The organism is Streptomyces sp. CA-111067 (assembly GCF_050956065.1).
GTDB lineage: Bacteria > Actinomycetota > Actinomycetes > Streptomycetales > Streptomycetaceae > Actinacidiphila.
The window spans coordinates 6,478,327-6,499,940 of the sequence record NZ_CP192103.1 but is presented as its reverse complement, the minus strand read 5'-3'; the positions used below and the strand labels follow the sequence as shown (position 1 = coordinate 6,499,940).

26 protein-coding genes are annotated in these 21,614 nt (G+C 71.9%); 7 read left to right on the top strand and 19 right to left on the bottom strand.

Going from position 1 to position 21,614, the window contains the following annotated elements; translation table 11 throughout:
* Positions 1-63 precede the first annotated feature (63 nt).
* Positions 64-546, top strand: coding sequence for a hypothetical protein (locus ACQPW6_RS28890; protein WP_433892622.1), 483 nt, complete (start codon positions 64-66; stop codon positions 544-546).
* A 420-nt stretch (positions 547-966) separates the two neighbouring features.
* Here ACQPW6_RS28890 and ACQPW6_RS28885 read toward each other — a convergent pair whose 3' ends face one another.
* The 15 genes from ACQPW6_RS28885 to ACQPW6_RS28815 all read right to left on the bottom strand — a co-directional run bounded on the left by ACQPW6_RS28885 (position 967) and on the right by ACQPW6_RS28815 (position 13,132).
* A complete protein-coding gene (locus ACQPW6_RS28885; protein ID WP_433892621.1) occupies positions 967-1,479 on the bottom strand; it encodes a DUF317 domain-containing protein in 513 nt (170 codons plus the stop codon).
* 215 nt (positions 1,480-1,694) lie between these two features.
* Positions 1,695-1,970, bottom strand: coding sequence for a hypothetical protein (locus tag ACQPW6_RS28880; protein WP_433892620.1), 276 nt, complete (start codon positions 1,968-1,970; stop codon positions 1,695-1,697).
* A 341-nt stretch (positions 1,971-2,311) separates the two neighbouring features.
* On the bottom strand, positions 2,312-3,343 hold the full coding sequence (locus ACQPW6_RS28875; RefSeq protein ID WP_433892619.1) for an MSCRAMM family protein: 1,032 nt from the start codon (positions 3,341-3,343) through the stop codon (positions 2,312-2,314).
* 121 nt (positions 3,344-3,464) lie between these two features.
* Positions 3,465-3,905 (bottom strand): hypothetical protein, encoded by a 441-nt coding sequence (locus ACQPW6_RS28870; RefSeq protein WP_433892618.1) that lies wholly within the window; start codon positions 3,903-3,905, stop codon positions 3,465-3,467.
* 85 nt (positions 3,906-3,990) lie between these two features.
* Entirely contained in the window at positions 3,991-4,785 is a 795-nt protein-coding gene (locus tag ACQPW6_RS28865; protein ID WP_433892617.1) for a DUF317 domain-containing protein, read from the bottom strand.
* Between the two features lie 22 nt (positions 4,786-4,807).
* A complete protein-coding gene (locus ACQPW6_RS28860) occupies positions 4,808-5,749 on the bottom strand; it encodes a DUF317 domain-containing protein (RefSeq protein ID WP_433892616.1) in 942 nt (313 codons plus the stop codon).
* A 39-nt stretch (positions 5,750-5,788) separates the two neighbouring features.
* The gene (locus ACQPW6_RS28855; protein WP_433892615.1) at positions 5,789-7,048 is read right to left on the bottom strand and encodes an ATP-grasp domain-containing protein; all 1,260 of its coding nucleotides are present in this window, start codon (positions 7,046-7,048) and stop codon (positions 5,789-5,791) included.
* A 36-nt stretch (positions 7,049-7,084) separates the two neighbouring features.
* Entirely contained in the window at positions 7,085-8,242 is a 1,158-nt protein-coding gene (locus ACQPW6_RS28850; protein WP_433892614.1) for an MFS transporter, read from the bottom strand.
* Positions 8,243-8,310: 68 nt separating this feature from the next.
* Positions 8,311-8,964: a hypothetical protein gene (locus ACQPW6_RS28845; RefSeq protein WP_433892613.1), complete on the bottom strand. Its 654-nt coding sequence runs from the start codon at positions 8,962-8,964 to the stop codon at positions 8,311-8,313.
* On the bottom strand, positions 8,961-9,875 hold the full coding sequence (locus ACQPW6_RS28840) for a winged helix-turn-helix transcriptional regulator (protein WP_433892612.1): 915 nt from the start codon (positions 9,873-9,875) through the stop codon (positions 8,961-8,963). Before ACQPW6_RS28840 ends, ACQPW6_RS28845 begins: the two co-directional genes overlap by 4 nt.
* A gap of 57 nt (positions 9,876-9,932) precedes the next feature.
* Entirely contained in the window at positions 9,933-10,238 is a 306-nt protein-coding gene (locus ACQPW6_RS28835) for a hypothetical protein (RefSeq protein WP_433892611.1), read from the bottom strand.
* A gap of 82 nt (positions 10,239-10,320) precedes the next feature.
* Complete coding sequence (locus ACQPW6_RS28830; RefSeq protein ID WP_433892610.1) at positions 10,321-10,797, bottom strand: hypothetical protein; 477 nt, start codon at positions 10,795-10,797, stop codon at positions 10,321-10,323.
* Positions 10,794-11,330, bottom strand: coding sequence for a hypothetical protein (locus ACQPW6_RS28825; RefSeq protein ID WP_433892609.1), 537 nt, complete (start codon positions 11,328-11,330; stop codon positions 10,794-10,796). The genes ACQPW6_RS28830 and ACQPW6_RS28825 overlap by 4 nt, the downstream gene beginning before the upstream one ends.
* A 140-nt stretch (positions 11,331-11,470) precedes the next feature.
* Positions 11,471-12,292 carry a glycosyl hydrolase gene (locus ACQPW6_RS28820; protein ID WP_433892608.1) on the bottom strand — a complete coding sequence of 274 codons (822 nt, stop codon included), beginning with the start codon at positions 12,290-12,292 and terminating at the stop codon, positions 11,471-11,473.
* A 426-nt stretch (positions 12,293-12,718) separates the two neighbouring features.
* Positions 12,719-13,132: a hypothetical protein gene (locus tag ACQPW6_RS28815; protein WP_433892607.1), complete on the bottom strand. Its 414-nt coding sequence runs from the start codon at positions 13,130-13,132 to the stop codon at positions 12,719-12,721.
* Between ACQPW6_RS28815 and ACQPW6_RS28810 the strand changes: the two genes are divergently transcribed.
* Positions 13,124-13,375 carry a hypothetical protein gene (locus ACQPW6_RS28810; protein ID WP_433892606.1) on the top strand — a complete coding sequence of 84 codons (252 nt, stop codon included), beginning with the start codon at positions 13,124-13,126 and terminating at the stop codon, positions 13,373-13,375. The two genes, ACQPW6_RS28815 and ACQPW6_RS28810, sit on opposite strands and share 9 nt — an antisense overlap.
* 23 nt (positions 13,376-13,398) lie before the next feature.
* On the opposite strand, the gene ACQPW6_RS28805 is transcribed toward ACQPW6_RS28810, so the two are convergent.
* From ACQPW6_RS28805 to ACQPW6_RS28790, 4 genes are all read right to left on the bottom strand, one after another.
* Positions 13,399-13,893 carry a DUF3631 domain-containing protein gene (locus ACQPW6_RS28805; RefSeq protein WP_433892605.1) on the bottom strand — a complete coding sequence of 165 codons (495 nt, stop codon included), beginning with the start codon at positions 13,891-13,893 and terminating at the stop codon, positions 13,399-13,401.
* Positions 13,890-14,333: a hypothetical protein gene (locus ACQPW6_RS28800; RefSeq protein WP_433892604.1), complete on the bottom strand. Its 444-nt coding sequence runs from the start codon at positions 14,331-14,333 to the stop codon at positions 13,890-13,892. The genes ACQPW6_RS28805 and ACQPW6_RS28800 overlap by 4 nt, the downstream gene beginning before the upstream one ends.
* Complete coding sequence (locus ACQPW6_RS28795; RefSeq protein WP_433892603.1) at positions 14,330-14,926, bottom strand: DUF4913 domain-containing protein; 597 nt, start codon at positions 14,924-14,926, stop codon at positions 14,330-14,332. Before ACQPW6_RS28795 ends, ACQPW6_RS28800 begins: the two co-directional genes overlap by 4 nt.
* A gap of 161 nt (positions 14,927-15,087) precedes the next feature.
* A complete protein-coding gene (locus tag ACQPW6_RS28790) occupies positions 15,088-15,840 on the bottom strand; it encodes a DNA-methyltransferase (RefSeq protein WP_433892602.1) in 753 nt (250 codons plus the stop codon).
* Positions 15,841-16,190: 350 nt separating this feature from the next.
* On the opposite strand from ACQPW6_RS28790, the gene ACQPW6_RS28785 reads away from it, so the two are divergent.
* The 5 genes from ACQPW6_RS28785 (at position 16,191) to ACQPW6_RS28765 (ending at position 21,529) form a co-directional block, all read left to right on the top strand.
* Positions 16,191-17,333, top strand: a complete 1,143-nt coding sequence (locus ACQPW6_RS28785; protein ID WP_433892601.1) for a C40 family peptidase — start codon at positions 16,191-16,193, stop codon at positions 17,331-17,333.
* A 340-nt stretch (positions 17,334-17,673) separates the two neighbouring features.
* Entirely contained in the window at positions 17,674-17,958 is a 285-nt protein-coding gene (locus ACQPW6_RS28780; protein ID WP_069467233.1) for a hypothetical protein, read from the top strand.
* Positions 17,955-18,647 carry a hypothetical protein gene (locus ACQPW6_RS28775; RefSeq protein ID WP_433892600.1) on the top strand — a complete coding sequence of 231 codons (693 nt, stop codon included), beginning with the start codon at positions 17,955-17,957 and terminating at the stop codon, positions 18,645-18,647. The genes ACQPW6_RS28780 and ACQPW6_RS28775 overlap by 4 nt, the downstream gene beginning before the upstream one ends.
* A gap of 39 nt (positions 18,648-18,686) precedes the next feature.
* On the top strand, positions 18,687-20,009 hold the full coding sequence (locus ACQPW6_RS28770) for an SCO6881 family protein (RefSeq protein WP_433892599.1): 1,323 nt from the start codon (positions 18,687-18,689) through the stop codon (positions 20,007-20,009).
* Positions 20,010-20,065: 56 nt separating this feature from the next.
* A complete protein-coding gene (locus ACQPW6_RS28765) occupies positions 20,066-21,529 on the top strand; it encodes an SCO6880 family protein (protein ID WP_433892598.1) in 1,464 nt (487 codons plus the stop codon).
* Positions 21,530-21,614 lie beyond the last annotated feature (85 nt).

Genomic DNA, 21,614 nt, shown 5'->3' with positions numbered 1-21,614 from the left:
AAACCGGCCGTGACCTGCGAGAGAATTGGTTTTCACACGGCATGAACAGCACCGGGGAGGGCCATGTTCAACCGCCGCCGCCGCAGAGATGAAGCCATACGACGCGAGTTCGACCAGATCGCCGCCAACGCCCGGCACCTCCACCTGTACGAGTTCACCGCACCGCTCCGCGAGGCGAGCCCGGATCCCGATCCGGCCAAGTCGCCGGCTGAGACGGGCGAGGACTTTCTGCCGACCGGCATGCGCGTCTCGGGCGACCAGCAGTTCGCCGGACGCATGATGCGCCACCCCGCTCCACTGCTCATCGACGGCACCGCCCGCACCTGCCCGCAATGCGGCGTCGACCGCGACTGGCTGGTCCTGTGCATCGGACCGGACATCTGGCTGCGCTGCCGCAGCGCCCACGAAACCTACGAGCCCGCCCTCAGCGGCACCTGGTACGCGGGCATCAGCGGCACCATCCAGGAGGTGTTCACCACCAAAGACGCAGGTATCACCAAGGAAGGTTTTGACGGCACCTTCTCCGGCATCACTTTCCCGACATAAATCGTCCTGCGGTCTGCCCGACACGGAAATCCAGTCGGTCCGGTTGTCAGCAGAGGATCACCGCATACGAAGCGTCGTGACCGGCGCATGGCCATCGGCCTCTGTCGGGCTGCGGCGGGCGGCTCGGCACGGGGCTGATGTAGTGCGCCGACCTGTCGGCCGATCAGCACCATATCCGTCCAGGACGAGAAGGGACGATCCGCCGGCCTTCTTCGGACCGGCCGCAGCGGTATCCCGCGCGCTCGCCGCATTCGTCGTGCCGGTGACTGTCCTGGTCCTGCTGGTCACCTGCTGAGCTGTCGGCCGAATGCTCCGACCGCGAGCAGCCCAGAGGCTGGCCTGGCGCTCGAACGGACAACGGGGCGTGCCGCCGACCGGATACCGGTCGGCGGCACGCCCCGTTTCGCTGCGGGTTGATCTCTACAGGGTGGTCACGGTGGTCAGCGGGCGGGTGGCCGGGGCGGGTGGGCGGTGTCGGGTCACGGGATGGGGGTCGGTGAGGGCGGCGGCGAAGGCGGCGACGAGGTCGTGGGGGGTGGAGTGGCTGAAGGCGGCGCACCACAGGTAGGGGGCACCAGCTTGAGGTTCAGCCCAGGCTTGCCAGCCGGGCAGATGCGGGGTGGGGTCCTCGTCCCAGATGCCCTCGGGCAGCGTGCGCAGGGTCAGGCAGGCCACCAGATGCGGATCCCACATAGTGCTGTCGGGATACGTCACATCCGGCGCCCACCCGGCACCCATCAGCTCGTCGACCACTGTGCCGGGGGCGTGCCAGGGGGCGGTGGGGTCGGGGCTGGCGTCGGCGGCCAGCGCGAGGCCGGCGACGGCCTCGCCGGGCAGGCCGGTGGTGAGGTAGCTGTTCCAGGACACCCGCCGCCGGTCGGGGGCGCTTCGGGCCGATACCCGCCAGGCCACGGGCAGGTCGCCCAGCAGCATGGGCTGGTCGGGCAGGACCCACTCGGCGCTGACGAGCTGGCCGGGGGCGGCGAGCAGGAGAGTCTGCTGGGCGGTGGTCCAGCCCGTCCAGCCGTTCCGGGTGAGGGTGTCGGTGACGTGCTCGGCGAGGGCGCCGTCGTCGCCCGCGAGGTAGCGCGGGGAGACCAGGAAGCGGGATGCGGGCAGGGGCGACTCCGGGGCGTCGGGGATGGTGGTCAGTTCTCTTCGTCGACCACGCGCAGCGGGGTGCGCCGGGTGCGGGCGGGAGGCTCCGTGAGCGGCAGCCAGCCCAGCGCCTGGGCGACCGGCACGGGCAGGTGCTCCTGGTGCCCGGTCTCCGCGATGAAGACCGTCCGCCGGCCGCTGTCGTCCGAGGCGGTGATGTCGCCAATCGTGTGGGCGAAGGGGAAGTCGGGGTTGATGGCCAGCCGTACGGCGCTGGCCGGGTCGAACTCGGACAGGTGCGCGATCAGTTCGCCGACCGTATTCATGCGGATCCTTTCAGCAGGGGGCATTGGGACGTGTGGTCCTGTTCAGTGGGGGCACTTCGGCCAGACCCGGCCACAAGAACCGCACGGCGGCAGAAACCGTAGCGGGCGCGCAGGTCTGTTCCCCTTCGGGCAGCGGTTGACGGGAATGCGTCAATTTTGACATGCCCGGAGATGTTATTCCAGTCCGTGGGGGGTATTTGCTGTCTGCCCTCAGCGAACTCGCGGGCGTCCGGATACAGCGAAAGGCGGCGCCCTGATCGGCGCCGCCTTTATATGCTCGCTGAATCTGCGAGGGGATTTCCGCTACAGGTCCGATTGCGGACCGCCGGCGGAAGACCTGGTTATTCCTTTCTCTTTCCGGGCTTGCTGTGGGAGCGCCGGTAGTGGGCCCCGGACAGGGCCCCGGCTCCGATGATCATGAGCAGGCCGGCGGTACCGGCGAGCCAGGTGGTGGCGTCGGCTCCGGTGTGGGCGAGCTGGGCGTGCGGGGCGGACGCTGCCCACGTGCTGGAAGTGGATGGCGCTGGTCCGGCCGCGGATGCCGAAGCGGTCGCGACGGGCCGGCCGCCGGCGACCGGAGCGGCAACCGGTCCGGGGGAAGCGGGTGTTGTGGGTCCGGTCGCCGGCGTGGTCGCCGGCGTGGTGGCCGGCGGCGTGCTGGGCGGCGGCGTGCTGGGCGGCGGGGTGGCGTCCGTGAGGGTAACGGCGGTCAGTCCGGCGGGCTCGGCGCGGACAGTGACGGGCTGGCTGTGGGCAGGGGTACCGTGCGGGCCGGATCGCTCGGTCACGGTGTAGGTGGTGCCGGCGCGGGCGGTGACCGGCAGGCTTACCTGGGCGCTTCCCGACGGACCCGTGGTGAGCGTGAACGCCTTGCCGGTGCTGCTGGTGACGGCGATGACGGCCCCGGGGACCGGCTGGTGGGCGCGGTCGGTGAGGTGGACGGTCAGGCCGGCCGGGGTGAACGGGTCGGTCACGGTGACCGGCACGGTGACGCCGTCGGGAACGACGACGTCGCGGTCGGGACCGGGCTGGACAGACGCGGAGCCGGTCGCGGTCTGCCGCAGGTGGTAGACGCCAGCGGGCAGTTCGGGGAAGGCGAGGATGCCGTCGGCGCCGGTGGTACCGGTGGCCGAGATCGTCCCAGCCAGGTCGGTCAGGGTGAACGCCGCGCCGGACACGGGCGTGCCGTCGGTCGCGATGACGTGCACGCTGATGCCGCCGGGCACCACGGCGCGGGACGCGGGGCTGTGGGAAGCGGACGTGCCGGGAGTGGGGGTGGTGGCGGAGGCCGGGGCCTGGGTGAGGAGCGTGAGAACGGTGGCGGTCAGGGCGAGGGCGCCGGAGCGCAGCACAAGGGGGCGGGGGCGGTGCACGAGGAAGGGGTCTCCCGGAGTCGGATGAACAGGCGAAGGAACGTGGTGGAAACGGCTGCCGGACTGGTGATCAGTTCGACCGTCCGCAGGGGCGCGTGGGTCGCTGTCGTCGTCGGCTTCTTCACCGGGGCCGGCGCGGTGTCCGGTCGGCCGGCGGAGTGGGGAGCGCGGTGACGCCGCGGACCCGGCTCCGCCGGGCCGGGTCCGGTGTCAGGGGCGGGATGCTGGTGTTGAACCACATCCGCACGTACTGGGCGACCGCTTCCTGCAGGACGGTGAAGTCGCCCTCGGCCCACGGCGGACCGTCTGTTGAGCCGTCGCGGATAATTCCGGGTTTGAGGTTGATGTGCCCCTCGGCGAGCCGGCGTTCGTCGCGGGCGGTGAAGGTGCCGTGGTCGGCGAAGGCCAGGTGGTGGCTGTCGATGGCGCCGTGGTCGGGGTGGATCACGGCCAGGTGCAGACCGCTGTACACGTTCTGCCGGATGGTCGGTGAGAAGCGGATCCGCAGCCGCAGCGGGGCCGCCGCAGCTGGGGCGGCGTAGAAGGTATCGCCGATGACCACAGCGGCATCGAGGGGCAGGTCGAGGGCCTGGGTGAAGAAGTCCGGGGCGTGCAGCGCTACGGGAGACCTCCAGGGGTCGGCGGGTTCATCGGCGCGGCCCCGGTACGGTACCCGCGCTGGGTGCGGCGGGCAGTGCCGGTACCTGCTGTGCGGCAGCGGGGGGCCGGTCCGACAGGTGCACGGGCAGCCGCCGCATGGGCCGGGGGTCGGTGGGCACCTGGCCTGGGTTGCGGAGCAGCGGAGCCGTGGCTGCGACGGACGCAGTGAAGGCTGTGACGAGGTGCACGGGAGCCGCCGCCGTGAACGACGCGCCCCACAGGGGCAGCCCGCGTCCGCCGACGAACATCGTCCAGGCATCGGCGCTCTGGTCGAGGCCCGGTGCGTAGTGATGTCGCACAGTGGCGAGGCCGTCGGGACTGGTGAACGTGTGCCAGCCGCTGGTGCTGATCTCGTGGTTCCAGCCGGCAGCCAGCAGCGGCAGATACACCTGCGCGGGCCGGGCGTGATCCACCAAGAAGGATTCAAAGGGCCGGTCGGGGTGGCCGTAGGAGCGCAGGAGCTGGGCGTGGAAGTCCGCGAGCAGTTCGGTGGGGGTGTCCCAGTCGAAGGCAGCCCCCCAGACGGGGGCGGCGAAGGGGTCGCGGCGGACCTCCACCAGCGTCCGTTGCCCCTCGTTGTTGCCGCACCGCACCCGCTGGCACGGGCTGGTGACGATCCGCTGGCCCAGGGGCGGGGCGTGCACCATCCATCCCTGCTCGGCGGGGAACGGCCACACCACCGCCAGGTCGTAGGTCCCTCGGCCGGCGAGGTAGCGCGGCAGCACCTCGACCACCCGATCGGGGTCGAATCCGCTCACAGCGCCGGACGGGGTGTCGGTCACAGGTCTCCTTCATCTTGGGCGTTCAGCGGGCCAGGACGGCGACGGCAGGCGGCGACGGTGGCGGCGGCAGCTGGTGGGTTGCGGTGCTGGTCGACCACCGCGGAACACTGACGGTGCGCGGCGGCGTTGCCTGGCGTTGCTGTCGGCGGGCGACCTCCAGCGGTGTCGGCACCGCCGGCCGCTCCGGCACCGGGACAGGAGGGTGGAGCGGGGCGGCGTAGGAGCGGCAGGAGACGGCCAGCGATGCGCCGTTGCGGGAGATCGGTGCCGGATCCGTCATCGCGGCGGCGAAGACCCGCAGGACCCAGGCGGGGGTGGCGCTGTGGAACGAGGCTTCCCACAGCGGGCGGCGACCGCCGCCGGGATCGCCGACCACGGCGCGCCAGGCGTCGCCCCTGCCCACGCGGCGCGGATCGCGGTAGGCGACGACGGCCAGCTCGTCGGGCGAGACGGCATGCGCCAGAAAACCGGCAGGAGTCACGTTCCAGTTCGCGGCCCGGAAGGTCTCCCACACCGCGGCGATGTCCTCGTCGTCGGCGATGCCGCGGTCGAGGTACAGCTCCCGGCCGCGGTCGGTGGTGAGCGCGGTGTCCAGTTCGGCGGTGATCGCGGCGATGATCTCCGGCGGGGTGTCGTCGGTGAACGACGCCGACCACACGTCACGCGGGGGCCAGTCCTCGCGGGCGCGGATCTGCCACAGCGCGGTGGCGTCCGGCATCAGCTCGGACGTCTCGGGGACGAACGCGACCCTCAGCTGGCTGCCGCGGGTGGTGATGTAGAAGTTGCCCAGCTCGTCGGACATGTCGTGCCAGTAGTGGTGGGTCAGCGGCGCAAAGGCGTCCGCCGGGTCGCCGGCGCTGCCTGCCAGATAGCAGGGCGCCACGAGCACATCGTCGAACGAGGTGTCACGGAGCGGGCGCTCGTGGCGCGCGAATCCGCTGGTGTCAGTGGGGGTCGAGGTCACAGGTGCTTTCTGTCGAAGGGCCGGACGGGCGGGGAGCGGTCAGGCCGCGATCTGCTCCTCGGTGTCCGGGGCGACGTCCACGCCCATGTGGCCAAGAGCCCGTTCTGCGCGTCTGGCGGCCAGGGCCGCGGTCGGTGCGGTGACCACGACCAGCCCGGCCCGGGCGGTGAAACTGCTCCCTTCCGGCGGGAGGACCAGGCGGTCGCCGTCCTCACAAAGCCACGTGGCGCGGTCCAGCCACGGTGTGCCGGCGGCGAAGCCCCGGGTGAGGTGGCGGGCGGTGACGGTGCCGGAGACCTCCGGGTAGCGGATGCGGACTGCGGCTGCCTGGTGCCGGGTGGGGGTGAGGTCGGGGGCGCGCCCGCAGGCGATGTCGGCGGCGACGCGGGCGAGCTGGATGCCGGTGGCCAGCTCGACCAGGCGGCCGATCATGTCCCCGCCCAGGCGCGCGTTGACCTCGACAACCCGGGGTCCGCGTGCGGTGAGGCGCAGTTCGGTGTGGCACACCCCGAACTCCACGCCCAGGGCGCGCACCGCGGCAACCGCCACCGGCCCGGCCTCGGCAAGAAGCGGGTCACCGGCTGCCACGGCGTGGCCGGTCTCCTCGAAGTACGGCAGGCTCCCGAGCCTCTTGCGGGTGATCGCGACGGGGATGGTGGTGCCGGCGAACGTGACCGTCTCCACGGACACTTCGTCACCGTCGAGGTACTCCTCGACCAGTACCTCGGTCGACTCCCGGGCCCTGGCCGCCCCGGCCCTCGCGAAGGCGAAGGCGCAGGGGAGGTCCTCGCCGCGGTCGACGTGGATGACGCCGACGCTGGCAGCCTGGGCGGCGGGTTTGATCACGACGGGGAAGCCGCCGACGGAATCGGTCGCCAGTCCCGCCTCCAGCAGGGTTCCGGCCTTCATCGACGCCGCCGACGGAACACCCTCCCGCGCGAACACCGTCCGCGCTGTGGCCTTGTTGCGGCAAGCCAGCATCACCTCGGGGGTGCTGGAGAGCAGTCCGAGGTGCCCGGCGAGCCGGGCACTGGGCACCAGCATCCATTCGGTCCAGGTCATCACCCCGGCCAGGGCGTGCCGCTCGGCGAGGGCACGGCCGGCCGCCAGCAGCGCCTGCTCGTCGTAGGGGTCGGCGATCTCGAAGTCAGCGACGTACAGCTGGTGTTCCGGGGTGGGCGGGACGGAGTCGATGACGACGACATCGTAGGCGGCGGCCACCTGCTGGAGGCAGAACCCCCTGTACGAGTCGGCGCCGGGCATGGTGATCAAAACGGTGGGACGAGAAGACAAGGACACTCCGAACGCGACGGCGAGAGGATGAGTTGGGCGAGGTCAGCCGGACGAGGCGGCAGCAGTCCGGTGCGGTGCGAGGGCCATGCGGGCCTTGGTGAACGCCGCCGCCAACGCCGCGGCCTGAAGTACGGCGAGGCCGGTCAGGAGCTGGCCGAGGGCGGAGGGCGGGATGCAGGCGACCAGGACGCCGGCCAGCGGGAACGGCAGGAGCAGGATCAGGATCGTGACAGCCAGGGTCGGGGCGAACGCCTCCTGGGGGACGAGCTGGGAGCGCAGGGTCCGCAGCACGACGGTCATCCCGGCTTCGGCAGCCATCAGGACCGCGACCAGCACCGTGTAAGCGGGGAAGCGGTGGGCCTGGGCGACGCCGAGGCAGGCGGCGGACGCCACGGCCGCAGACAGCGCGCCGACCGGCCACAGCCCCCACCGCTCGATCGCCGGCCGGCTGGCCGCCACCACCAGTAGCGTCGCCGCAGCGGCCACCGACCACACCGCGCCCACCGACGCGCTGGACTGCCCCAGATTCCGGACCACGATCACCGGAGCGGCGGCCTCCAGCGTGCCCGTCGCCAAGTTGGAGACGGCAAGGCCGGCGACCAGCCACGCCAGTGCAGGCTGGGACCACAGTGTCGCCCAGCCCGACACGGCAGGCGCCGAACTGCGTTCGGCAGACGCCGTACCTGGCCCTGTTGGCCCGGTTGAAACGGTGGCCGCCGCCGTCGCGGACATCGCCGCGACAGCGCCGAGGAGCCAGCCGGGCCCGGCCCATTGCAGGAGCGCTGCCCCGGCCGCGGGTCCGGCGAGCATGGCGCCCTGGTCGATACCCAGCAGCACGCCCTGCACCCGGTGCGGGCGGGTGGTTGCCTGACTCGCGGCGGCGCCCGCGGTCTCCGCGGCGACATAACTGAACTGCGACAGGACCCCGTTCAGCACAGCCAAGGCCATCACCGTCACCGTCGTCGCCGCCCCGCCGGCCGCTCCGGCGAGCACCAGAATGGCCGCCAGGAGGACCAGCGCACGGGTCGCTGCGGCCCTACCCATCACCCGTGCAGCGCCGTGGCGGGCGACCAGGGCCCCGGCCCGCCCGAAGGAGGCGAGCCGGGGCACCCATTCCAGCGCGAACGCCGTACCGGTTAGAGCCGGGGAGTCGGTGGTGGCCAGGACCAGCAGCGGCAGCGTGAACGTGGCGGTCGCCATCGCCCCCGCGTCCGCCGCACGTGGCAGATACACCCCACGCCACAGGCCGGGCGGGGAGAGCGGGTGGGTCAAGCCGACCGCCGTGCCGCCGGCGTCCGGGCGGGGCCGGGGATGGTGGTCCGCAGGCCGGGGCGGGTGTCGGTGCGGCGCTGGAGCAGGCCGGCGTGGGCGCGAGCCCAGGATGTCAGCGCGGTCAGCGGGCCGCGCAGGTCCTGCCCGGCGGAGGTCAGAGCGGGTTCGCCGCCGGTCAGCACGTACATGAAGCCGTTCTCGGTCAGGCTCCGCTCAGCCTCCGCATCCACTCCGGCGGCACGGTCGCCGCCGGCGGTGGCCAGCACGGTCAGCAGGTCACGGTCGCGCAGCAACCGCAGACCGGCCTCGACCCGGGTGACGAAGTCGCTCTGCTCGGTGGGGAAGTGGTGCTTGCGGGCCCAGCGGGACAGCGCGTCGTGGACATCGCCGAGCCCCTCGCCCGCAGTGGTGAGGACGTAGCAGTCACGGCCGGCGTCCTTGCCGTAGGCGACCAGGCCCCGGTCGCGCAGCGCCCGCAACCCGTACGTGAACTGGTCGTGCGTCAGGTCCGAAAACGTCCCGGCGACCAGGCCGAGCGGCACCGGCCCGTGGTCGGTCAGCTCGGCGGTCAAGCGGGTGGTCCACTGCCGCCCCAGCAGCTCGGCAGCGGCAACAACCAGATCGGTGGTGGAGGAGGGTCGCTTGCTCATCGGCCACGACCGCCCATCGCACCGGCACCGGCACCGGCACCGGCCAGCGGCGCGGCAGTGCCGCCGTGGGAGAACAGGTCACCTGGCCGCCACTTCGCGCCGGGTCCGGGCGCGGTCGACAGGGCCGGGCCGGGGGCGGGAATCGTCACCCCCGCCAGAGCAACGGGTCGGCGGGGAGCCGCCGGTCGGACCAGTCCCTCCTCCTGCTGCTCCTCCATCGTCCAGATGGGGTGCTTGCGCGCGGACGTCGCGGGCCGGCCGGCCGCCCAGGCCGACAGCGCCCGAAACACGGGGGCCAGGGAGCAGCCGTGGTCGGTGAGGCGGTAGCCGCGGCTGCCGGTGCGCTCGGCGAACTCATCGTCGACCAGCTGGCCCAGCGGCGCATACAGCCGGCCCGCGGTCAGCGATCCCGGCAGAATCGCCGCGAGTTCGGAGCCGGTCGCGGTGCCGGCGGCCCGCAGGCCCCACATCACCGCGGCGGTGTGCCGGGTGGTGATCAGCGCCAACGCGTCCTCGGCGTTCTGCGCGGCCGGTATCCGCTCCGGCTCGAACATCCCCGGCAACGCCTTGCTCGGGACCTTCCGCTTCTCCAGCCGGGCATCCCCCCACGCGACAAGCTCACGCAGGGCCGGGGCGATGGCCTGACCGCGGTCGGTGAGCCGGTAGGAGACGTTGCGGGCGCTGACGGCGTCGCGCGCCACCAGGCCGTCCGCGGTGAGGGCCTTGAGTCGGGGGCTGAGCTGGCCGTCGGCCAGCAGTGCCAGACGGGGCTTGATCTCGGTGTAGCGCAGCGGCTGGTCAGACAGGGACATCAGCGTCCACACGCTCCAGCGCGGGGCGAGCATCTCCAGCACTTGGGTGACACGGTTCAGGTCGGCGACAGCGGCACGGGACAGACCGGTGGCGGTCAAGAAGAAAACACTCTCCTGGTGAAGGGGACTGGGGGTGTTGGGTGGTGGGAGGGTCGGTCAGCGGGTGGGGAGAAGGTCCGCGGGCTGCGCGGGGCCGGCGGCCAGGGCTGCGGGCAGTGCCGGGGCAGGTGGCGGGTCGCGGCGGCGCAGGCCGTCCAGGACCGCGGTCGCGGCAGCGAGGTGGGCGGTGCGGGCGGTGACCGCCATGGCCAGGCGCTGCGCGGCATCCAGCAGGTGGCGGGCGGTGACGTCGTCGATCTCCCGCCCGGGGTCGCTCAGCCGGCGGAGCCGGTCGCGGTGGAAGTCGATGCTGCGCTCGGCGAACTCGGTGTCCGCATGCAGCCGCAGGACCGCGCCGATCATGGTGCTGCCGGTGTGTTCTTCGGCCTCCTGGCGCAGCTCGGCGAGCGGCCGGCCCCACAGGGACTCGATACGGGAGGCGATGTCAGCGGCGGTGACGGCCAGCGCCTGCTCCCGCCGCCACCGGTGCGTCGGCCGGCCCCGGCCGTGCGGTCAGCCCGCCGTCGCGTGGTGAGATCGTGGCGATTTTGGACTGGGTGAACTGCACCGGCCGGCGGCTCGGCGAGGTGTCCGCCGGCGGGACGCCCAGGAGTTCCCGGAGCGTATGCCCGTACCTGCGGCCGACCTCCAGGGTCTGCTCCAGCAGTTCGGTCTGCCACCGCAGATGCCGCGCGGGGACGCTGTACAGGTCACCGGCCGGGTCGGCGGCCTGCCGGATGCGGTCGCGGGTCTTGACCGCCTGGTCCTCGACCAGCGCCAGGAACGAGCGCAGCTCCAGCACCCGCTGTACCGCGGGTTCCGCCGCGCCCGCTGCCGCCTGCGTATACAGCACAGTCAGCGGCCGGCCGAGGGCTTCGACGATGGCGGTGTCCTGGGTGGTGGGCCTCTCGGCCGGGTTCACCGGCGCACCCCTGCTGCCGGTGCGGACGCCGGGGTGGCCGGGCGGGGCGGCATGCTGGTGGTCAGGGCCGGGGGACGCCGCACCCCGAGCGCCTCACCCCTGGCGGCCTGGTTCTGTTTGCCGGGGGCGTCCGGGTCGAGCAGGAAGCGGACGACCAGGGCGCGCCCGTCTCGCACGGTCACCGCGGCGTCCACCGTGCGTACCAGACCCATCTGGTCCTCGGTCAGCGGCGCGGAGTCGGCCGTGGCGAGGACGTCCACCAGGGCGTCCTCGGCGTCCTCCAGGAACTTCTGGGCTTCGGTGACCTGGTCGAACCAGCGCAGCACTTCGCTGGCGCCGGGGGCCCGGTCGGGCTGGGTGGCCGTCAGGGTGCGCAGGTCGCCCAGGCTGTGGCCGAAGCGCTCGCGGACCTCGGCCGCCAGCACCTCCAGCACCCCGTCGGCATCCACCGGAGCCGCCTCCGGCGCGGCGGTGACGGGTTCGTGTGGCGGCGGAATGCTTCCCGGAGCGGTGAACTTGGGGAATTGACGCATGCGGAAATAGCCTCCTGGCAGAGGTAGTGCGAAAAGGGGGAATCTCATGTGCCGCGGGTGCGGCGGGGAACGGTTCTATGATCCGGAGAAAACGCGTTTTGCCTGACGGTATTTTCCGTGCTATCTACCGGCGCGGGACGTCAGCGGCGCGGGCCCGAAGCCCCCGGCGGCGGAGGCATCGCAGGCCGGGAGGCTGTGCCGGGCCGGGAAGTGCGCAGTGCCGGAGGAAGCGGTCCGGGGCGCTCGTCCAGCCATTCCTGCGCGGCGTCCTCATCGGTGAACCCGCCTTCGCGCAGGGTGTAGGTGCCGGCACCGATATCCGCCGATTCGATGAAAACGCGCACCGGTGCGTCGGCTGATTCCGGGTGCGTATCGCGCATCATCGCCCAGGACTCGAACGGGCCGCCGTCGTCGGTGTAGTGGTCGAGGAGCGTGTACCGGCCGGGAGACGTCCGCAGGCGCGTTTCCAGCGCGGTGCTCTCGGGGTCTGCGGGCTGGGTGGCTCGTTCGGGCCGCAGCACGATGGCCTCGGGCGGGCACCCCCGGGCCACCAGCCACTGCTGCGCCAGTGCCACCATCGGCAGACGTGCCCTGTCGAAGTCGAACGTCCGCCACATCGGGTTGCGGGCGACGTGCACGGCCAGCAGATCGGCGGTGCCGGGAATGTCCCAGGTGGCCGAGGAGTCAAACAGCACGGCAAAGCTGCTGTCGCCCTCATGGTGGCTGGCCAGCAGGGTGTATTCGGGCTCGTTGAGCAGGAACGTGTGAAGGCGGTCCGTTGTCTCGCCTGCGGCCTCGAAGCCCTTGGTCCGCAGGGCGCGGGTGAAGACGAACTTCCGGGAGGATTGCTGCGGGTCATCCTCGGTCGTGCCGGCGGCGCGCGCGTAATCCGCGACGGGGAAGAGGGTGCCAGGATCGGACTGGCGGCCTTCCTCGGGCCGGCTGCTGTCAGGGTCGGGCATGGTCCTCCGGGAAAGTCAGGAACAAGAGCGAAGAGGCGCCTCCCTCGGCAGACGACCGGCGCTGGGCCGCTTCGGCAAGCCGGGCCTCCAGCAGCTTCGACAGCGCCCGGTACATGGCGTCGCGGCGTTCGCTCTGCCGGGCCAGTAGCCCCCGGAGCTGGGCAGTCCGGGTCGGCGGGTGGGGACGGGAGGTCAGCCGCGCCCGGGTCACCGCAGCCTCTTCCACAGCCTGTAGGACGGCGGTGTAGAGGCCGAAGGCCCGCTTGCGTCGGGCCTTATCGCGTGGTGAGCCCTCATCCTCGTGGTCCGGGGGCCAGAGCATCTCGATGAGTTCTGCGGCCTGCCGCAGGCGCTGCCGGAACGGCGGCTGCCCGGAGGCGGACGGGTCCTTGTGGTGATGGGTCGTGGGGTGGATCGTTTCTCCAGTCAGCGGTGGAGGGCAGCCTGCAGCGGAATCCCCGAGGGCGGCCGGGCCGTGGGGGCGGGAGCCGGGCCGGTCAGCTTCCGGCGGCCGAGGGCGGTCAGGGCGACCGGCTGGCCGGCGTGCAGCGGGTGGGCTCGGTCGACCTCGATGAGACCGGCCTTCTCCAGTCGCTGCAGGGCCGGGAAGGGCAGCCTGGTGCCGGAGGCGGTCACCACCGACAGCCGCTGGGTGACCAGGTTCTGGTGGAGTTTGGCTCCGCGGACCAGGCTCAGCAGGTGGGCGAAGTCCGGCGCGGACAGGTCCGGCAGTTCGCCCTCGTCCCAGGAGCGAGCCGCCTGCTCCAGCGGCGCCAGGACGGCGCCCGCCGCAGTCAGGCTCCAATTGCGCTGGACGACGGCATCGGCGAGATGGCGCATCGCGCGTTCCAGGCGTTCCAGCAGCACGGCATCGGACGGCGTCTGACCGTCGGTGAGCTGATGCAGGCGCCCCAGGTGATAGGCGACATCGGCCTCTTCACCGGCCAGATCCTTATGTGCTTCCGCCAGAGCGGTCAGATCGGCGGGAAGCAGTCCGTCGGCGTGGTGGCGCTGCAACTGCCGGCCGCTGTAGCCGGTCAGCGCGAGAATACGGTCGTCCAGCGCGGTGGGAGCCGGAGGTGAAGTGGGCGAGCCGGGCTGGTTGTTCAGCGGTACGCTCCCGCCTCTGCTGCGAGCAGCGCGCTGCGCCGGTAGGACTTGCGGCGACGACCGTCGGGCAGCGTGGCGTCCCGGGTGGTCACCTCGTACGGAGCAAGGAGGTGGGCGAGCCGGGCCTGGGTCAGGTCGGCGAACCGCCACCTTCCGACCGCGAACCCGGGGGCGTGCCGCAGCATGGCGACCAGGTCCTCCGAGGCCATCGCCTCGGGATCGCCCAGCTCCTCGAACGCCACCAGGCACGCCTCCACGATGCCCACCGGCGGCGAACCGGCCGGCTGGTGCGGGACGTCGGGCCTGCCGGCTTCCCCGTCTCCAGGCTGCTCGCCGCAGTCCGGGCCGAGGAGGGCGCTCAGGAACTCGGCCGCGAGCGAGACGATCCCGCAGCAGGTGGCGGGATCCGGTGCACCGGGGCGCGGTCGGTCGCCGCAGCACCCGGTCGGAGTGGGCAGGTCAGTGGGAACGCAGTGGTTGGAGCAGGTCAACGAGTGGTGCCTTTCACGGGGATGGTGGCGGAGGGAAGGGGAACCAGGCGGGGGGCGGGGAGCTTTGTGACCTGGGGTGAGCGGGCGCGGGCGGCATGGGCGAGGGCGCTGAGCGGCTGCCGGTCCAGGCCGAGGCGGGAGGCGACCGCGGTGTAGACGTCGAAGCGGGCCCGGGGTCGGACCGCCGCGACGAACACCTCCCGGGCATGCTGCTGCGCCGGCGGTGCGGGGCGCAGTTGGTAGACCAGGCGCCAGCGCGGGTCCAGGGCGACGCTGCGGTATCCCGCGAGCGTGCCGCCCAGTTCCTTGCCCTGCGCTTCGCCGTACAGGACGGTCGACAGGCATTCCAGCGCGGCGGTGCGGATCTCGGGCGGCGCGAGCATTAGGTCGTCCACCACCCGGGGATCGACGGCCAGGCCGAAGCGGGGCTCGCCGCTCACGCCGCCACCCCGCCCTCAGCCGGCTGCTCGTCGCCGGGGGCGGGCGCGGGACCGTGGGGGCTGGGCAGGATCCGGTGGGACGGCCGGTCCAGGCTGGTCATGCAGGCGCTGAGCGGCCCGCCCGGCGCGCGGACCGCGGCCATGGTGTGGGTGAGGAAGTCCCGGTGCCACACCGCCGGACCGCTGAGTCCGGCCTCGGGGTCGGTGTGCTGCTGGTAGGCCATCCACAACGCGTGCAGCCAGCCGACGACATCCAGGTGCTCGGCCCACTGCCGGCACCACGGCATCGCCGTGGACACCTCCGCACCGTAGGTCGGCAGCAGGAAGTCGTGCACCCAGTCGGTCAGCGCGTCCAGCTCGGCCTCGAACGCGACGGCATCCAAAGTGAGGATGAACCGGGGCTCCGGCGCCGCCGGTCCAGGCAGGCCCGGCGTCATGCCCAGGGGAAACCCGGCGTAGGGCAGGGCCGACTCGTCGGGTGCGGCGGACAGGGAGTCCAGCAGCCGGGCCTGCTGTTCGGACTCGGCCATCAGCCGGCGGACACTGGCCTCCAGGCCCTCCACCCCCCGGCCGGGAAATCGCAGGGGTTCCATTTCCCCCTCATCGCGGGGGTCGATGGAATCGGGCACAGGCAGCTCCTTGCACCGCCGCAGCGGTCAGACGAGAAAAGGGAAGAGGGAACGGGCAGAAAGCAGCGTCCGCGAAAGAAAGGCGGAAACCGGGGGCGGCAGGATTCGCCCGCCCCCGGGACCGGTCAGGCCGCCAGGGTGCAGCCGTCCTGGGTCAGGGTCTGGTTCACGGCCTCGGTGAGCCGGTCGGCGGCGACTTCCGCATAGTGCGGGGTCTTCTCCACCAAGATCGCATCCCGGCCCTCCAGGATGGCTGCGACCCCGGTCGAGCCGGAGCCGGCGCAGAAGTCCAGGACGGTGCCACCCTCGGGGGCGATCTTCACCAGCTCCCGCATCACCTCCACCGGCTTCTGGGTGATGTGCTTGCGCGCCTTCCCGCTCGGCTGGGAGGCGCTGTACAGGCCCGGCAGGTAGATCGCGCGGGAGGAGTCCATGGGGCCGTTGGAGCCCCACACGATGTACTCCGTGTTCTGGGTGAACCGGCCCTTCTGCGGGCGGGCCTGCGGCTTGTGCCACACCAGGATGCCCCGCCACAGCCACCCGGCCGCCTGCAGCGCGTCGGTCGTGATCGGCAACTGGCGCCAGTCGGTGAACAGCAGAGCCGTCCCGCCGATCTTGGTCAGCCGGTGGGCCTCGGTCATGATCTGCGTGAGCCAGAACCCGTATGAGCGGGCGTCCATGTTCTCGCCGGTGAAGTCGGCGAGCCCGTGCTCGGCACCGACGGAGGTGTACTTCTGCTTCGCAGTGCGGGAGGTGCGCTCCTTGGCGGTGCGCCCGCCGGAGTTGTACGGGGGGTCGGTGATGACCGCGTCCACGCAGTCGTCAGGGAGGCCGGCGAGCACGCTGAGCGCGTCACCCTGATGGAGGGAAAAGGGCAAAAAGGAACTCCGGGGGGCAGAAGAGAAGGACGGGAGTGGGGTGGAGCCATCTCCTCGAACATCCGCTGCCGGGGATCGGTATCAAGGACCGGCCGAGCGACGAGGGCGGGTTCGGGAGATTCCAAAACGATAAGCCCCCGGTGTCCGTGGCGACGACTCCTTCACGATATTTCAGATCCAAGACGCGAATTATTTGGTCGACGGCCAATCGCGTCGTACAGTTTTGGAATTCCCGCCGCCCGATCCTGCCCCGTCCACCCACCCCGAACGAAGGACAACGCCCTGCCCCACCAACTCGTTCGACCAGTCCGCCGCCCGCTGCACACTGACCGGCCCCGGAGCCGCCACGGTTGAAGTGGCTGGCGGCCGTCCTCGGCCTGCTCTTCCTGACCCCACTCCTGATCGCCGGCCTGTCCGCGGTCTCCGCCGCCGGAGCCGGACCCGCCTCCCCCACCGCCGCCTGCACCACTGGCACCGTCGACACCGCCGCCGTCGCAGCGCAGGTCGCCGCCATCCTCAACGGCACCAACCCGAACCCGCCCGGCCATGTCGACGGGCTGGACCTGCCCGCCGAGCAGATCCCCAATGCCCAGGCCATCGTCATCACCGGCATCGCCCTGAAGGTCCCGGCCCGCGGGCAGATCATCGCCCTGGCGACCGCGCTGCAGGAATCGAGGCTGCGCAACCTCCCCGCAGGCGACCGTGATTCGGTCGGGCTGTTCCAGCAGCGGCCCTCCCAGGGCTGGGGCACCCCCGCCCAGCTCCTGGACCCCGTCTACGCCAGCTCGAAGTTCTACTCCGCGCTGCTCGCGGTCCCCGGCTGGCAGCAACTCACCGTCACCCAGGCCGCCCAGGCCGTCCAGAAGAGCGCCCTCCCGGACGCCTACGCGACCTGGGAACCCCTGGCCACAGCCTTGCAGCAGGCGATCACCGCCACCCTGCCCGCCGCCGAACAACCCACCACCACTCCGACCAACCCGAACAGCCCGACACCTGCGCCGGTGACCGGTTGCAGACCGGGCGACGACGGAAGCTCGTACGGGCCGATCCCGCCCGGTACCGTCCCGGCCGGCTACACCATCCCCGCCGACGCCCCGCCGGCGGTGAAGACGGCGATCACCTGGGCGATGCACCAGCTCGGCACCCCCTACCAGTGGGGCGGCTCGTGCACCGACTCGCACGGTCCGGACCCGATGGGCCGCTGCGACTGCTCCAGCCTGGTCCAGCAGGCATACCGGGCGGCCGGCATCACCCTGCCGCGCACCACATACACCCAGATCGATGCCGGCGTCCCCGTGCCGCTGTCCGCGATCCGGCCCGGTGACCTGCTATTCACCGAAGGCAGCCCGGACCATCCCGAACACGTCGGCATCTACCTCGGCGCCGGACTCGTGATCGCCGCCCCGCGCACCGGGGCCGTCGTACGGATCGACCCGCTCGCGCAGTGGGACGTCCTCGCTGCGCGCCGCGTCACTACCCAGCCCGCCGGCTGATGTAGGTTCCGATCCATTTTGTCGGTGTCCGGCCTATCTGTCGTCACCGTGTCGGCTCGAAGCGGAAAACCGCAGGTGGACCGTCCAGACGATCTGTCGGCTGCCCCTCAACGTGCGCTCACGGTCGAGGAATCAGACAGATCGGCCGGACGAATCCACCGACAAGTCGCCCGGACAGAGTCCCGAAGACCCAGGTCAGCGGAGCGCCGGACGACAAGTTCAGCCGGAACCTACAGCTGACGTCTCCCGGCGCCCCCTGAACTCCGCGTCCCTGCCCTTTGCGTTCCCATCAAGGAGCTGGCTCATAGCCTCACCCACCCTCTCGTCCCTTCCCGCCCAGGTGCTGGCGTACGACCCTGGCATCAAGCCCGCCGCCGGCGGCCTTCCCGGCCTCGACGTCCTGCAGAAGATCGTCAGCAGCATCAACTTGTACGGCATCATCGCGGTCGTCGGCGCCCTTGCCGCCTCCCTGGCGATGTGGGCCTGGGGCCACTTCTCCGGCGGCCACCAGGCCGAGGCCAACGGCAAGAAGGGCACCATCGCCTCCGTGGGCGCCGCCCTCGGGCTCGGCGCCGCCAACGGCCTGGTCCTCTTCTTCTCGGCCCTGGGGTCGCAGATCAAATGACCCCGCGCCGAAGCCCCGTGCCGCACCCGGCCGCCTGGCCGCCGCTCGCCCAGCGCACCGCGATCATCGCCCTGGCCACCGCGCTCCTGCTCGCCCTGGCCGGCACCGCCGCCTGGATCACCAACCGCCCCAGCACCACCCCCGCTGCGACCACCGCCACCACTACTCCGACATCCAGCGCCGTACCTTCGTCCGCCGTGCCCTCGGCGTCGCCGGCCTCCGGGACCGGGTCGGTCGCCGAGCCCCCGCACATCACCGATCCGCTGGTCTACGCGAAGGCCGCGGCCACGCTGCTGTGGTCCTACGACACCCGAACCACCAGCCGTGACCAGCAGCTCTCCGGGATGCGCGCCTGGATGGCCACGGGCACCGAGTACGCCAACTGGCTCGCTATCAGCAGCCAGGAGCCGGACCCCGTGCTCTGGTCGCGCCTCGCCGACAACCAGCAGCACGCCACCGCCACGGTCACCGAGTCGCACTTCCCCTCGGCGTTCAAGCAGGCGCTCACCGACGACCCGGCGGCCCTGACCAAGGCGTACATCTACGCCGTCACCGTCACCGGTACCCAGACCATCGCGTGGAAGGGCGGCGGGGCCGGAGCCGAGTCCCGCGCCGTGACCCTCGCGATCCAGTGCCGCCCGGGCGCGGACTGCGCGCTGGTCGACATCGCCCCCAGCGTCGCGCCCTGACCCGCCCCCCGACAATCCCGACAGAGAGGTAGGGGCCGTTTGGGCTTCTGCTCCATCCCCGTGGCCGGGTCGCTGTGCGACGCCGCCGGGGCCATCAACTTCGTCACCGACCCCGGCAAAGCCATCACCGACGGCATCGGCGCCTGGATCGCCAAGTCCGCCGGCGAACTGGCCGCCGCCTGCGCCGACCTGGCCGCCGAAGGCGTCGACACCACCACCCGCGTCGACCTCAACGCGACCTGGTTCCGCGACAACTACCAGATGATCCTGCCGATCGGCCTGGTCATGATGGTCGCCACCTTCTGCGCCCAGCTGGTGCGCGCCGCCGTCAAACGCGACACCCGAGCCCTGTCCCAAGCGTTCGTCGGCACCACCTCGGGCGTTCTGTTCTCCTTCGCCGCGATCTCCGTCACCACCGTCGCGCTCACCGCCACCGACGCGCTCAGTGACGGGCTGTTCGCCGCCGGCCACACCTCCATCCAGGCCGCCGTCCGCCGGATGGTGACCGTCTCCGAGATCGGTGCCATGTCCGGACTCGGCTGGCTCGTGCCGACGTTCGCCGCATTCGGGGCCGCCATCGGCGCCGTGTTGTTCTGGTGCGTGATGATGGTCCGCAAGGTCGGCATCCTCGTCATGGTCACCCTCGCCCCGCTCGCCGCCAGCGGCGGCGGCTGGGAAGCCGCAAGGCGCTGGCGCAAGGGCTGGATCGAAGCCACCGCCACCCTGGTCTTCTCCAAGTTGCTGATGACGATCATCTTCCTTCTCGGCATCTCCGCGATGGGCCGCACCCAGGCAGCAGACGGCATGGGTGCGCTGGCCGACTGCATGTCCGGCATCGTGATCCTGCTGCTGGTGCTGCTCTGCCCGTACGCGGTGTTCAAGTTCGTCCACTGGGCGTCCGAAGGCGCTGATGCAGAAACGATTCACCGCGCCGGCGGCACCGGGGCCATGATGGCCCGGCAGCACACCGAGCGCGCCGCCCACAAGGCCGCGGCGGCGATGTCCGGCGGAGCGGCAGGCGGCGGTGCCGCCGCAGGGGCCGGCTCCCCGCAGGGCCCCTCCCAGATCCCCGGCCAGGGCCCCGACGGCATCGCGCAGATCAACCCCACCGGTGGCAGTGGCGGTCAGGGCCAGGAATCCGGACCGAGCGGTTCGCCTGCCGCAGCCGGCCTGGCCAAGGCGGTGCAGCCGCACCCGACCAGCCCTGCCGACGACACCAGCCAGCAGCCCGGAGGAACGGCGTCAGCGTCAAGCCCGAACTGGGCTTCCGATACGCAGCCTCCTTCGGGACCCAGTGCCGGCACGCAGCCGGCCACCGAGTCCAGCGCGGCACCGCCACCGCCGTCACCGACCGGAACCTGAACCGGCCCGGCTGACCCGACCACCCAATCGGCTCCTCACAGAAACGGCGCTCATCCTTGCCTGATCAGACCGTGCCGCTCACGGTGCGCTTCCCCCACCGCCCGCGCCGCGGCATCCTGCTCGGCCTGTCCCTGCCCCAACTCCTGGCCACCTCCGCTGCCACCGGTCTGCTGATGATCACCGTCATGACCACCGGCGTCCTGGGCGCGGTCGCCCTCCTCCCGCTGTGGGCCGCGGTTGCCGCGGTGGTGCTCGTCCGGCGCGGGGGGCGCACCCTGGTCGACTGGGCCCCGGTCACCGCCCGCTACCTCTACCGGAAGTGGTCGGGTCAGCGGCTGTGGCTGGCCCGCCCTGTGTCCCGCCCGCAGGTCCAGGGCCTGCTGCACCTGCCCGGCACCACCGCCTCGCTCCGCGTCGTGTCCCCCGCCGGGGTGGACGCCGCAGCTCTCCACGACCCAAGAGCGCAGACCTTGACGGCCGTTGCCCGGGTCAATGCGCGAGCGTTCGCGCTGCTGGATCCGGCGACCCAGAACTCCAACGTCAGCGCGTGGGGGCGGGCGCTTGCGGGCGTCGCCCGCACCGGCCACATCAAGACCGTGCAGGTCCTGGAGCGCACCGTTCCCGATTCCGGTGACGCGCTCGCCCGGCACTGGCAGCAGCACGGCAGGCCCGAGGCCCCGGTCGCCGGGCAGGTGTACGGCGAACTTGTCGCCTCCGCCGGCCCCGCCGCTGCCCCGCACGAGGCGTATCTCGTCGTCGCGTTGGATCTGCGGGCGGCTCGGCGGCTGGTCTCGCAGGCCGGCGGCGGCCTGCACGGCGGCTTCACCGTCCTGGGCCAGGTCACCGCCAGCGTCAGCGAAGCCGCACGGAACTCCGGCCTGACGGTGACCGGTTGGCTGTCGGCCCGGGAGATCGCCGCGGTCATCCGCACCGCCTACGATCCCGCGGCGCTCTCCCGTCTCCAGCAGTGGTCACCGGCCGGGCACGCCGAAGCCGACCCCGCCGCGGCCGGTCCCGTGATCCAGGTCGAGGAAGCCGACCGGCTGATCACCGACACCGCGCAGCACGCCACGTACTGGGTGGAGAACTGGCCCCGCACCGAGGCCCATCCCGGGTTTCTGCACCAGCTGCTGTTCACCTCCGGTGCGCGCCGGGCCTTCTCCCTCATCTACGCACCCCAAGGGCTCGAGTCCGCGCTGCGCGATGTCCAGCGCCGCAAGGCCACGATCATCGCGGACGCCGCCGAGCGGCAGCGCAAGGGCCAGGTCGACTCCGAAGCGGACAGCATCGAGTACGCCGACACCAAACAACGCGAAAGGGAGCTGATCGCCGGCCACGCCGATGTCGCCCTGACCGGCCTGCTGACCCTGTCCGCCGACACCCGCCAAGCGCTCGACGCAGCCTGCGCCGCCGTGGAAACCGCCGCCGCAGGAAGCCAGATCGACCTGAGACGCCTGACCTACCAGCAAGCCGAGGCGTTCACCCTCGCCGCCCTGCCCCTCGCACGGGCCGCCCTGTGACCGGCCACCCGAGCCCGAACCGCCCCGTACACCGCGCGATCTCCGGCGACATCCAACTGCGTGAACAACTCGCGGGGCTGCTGAA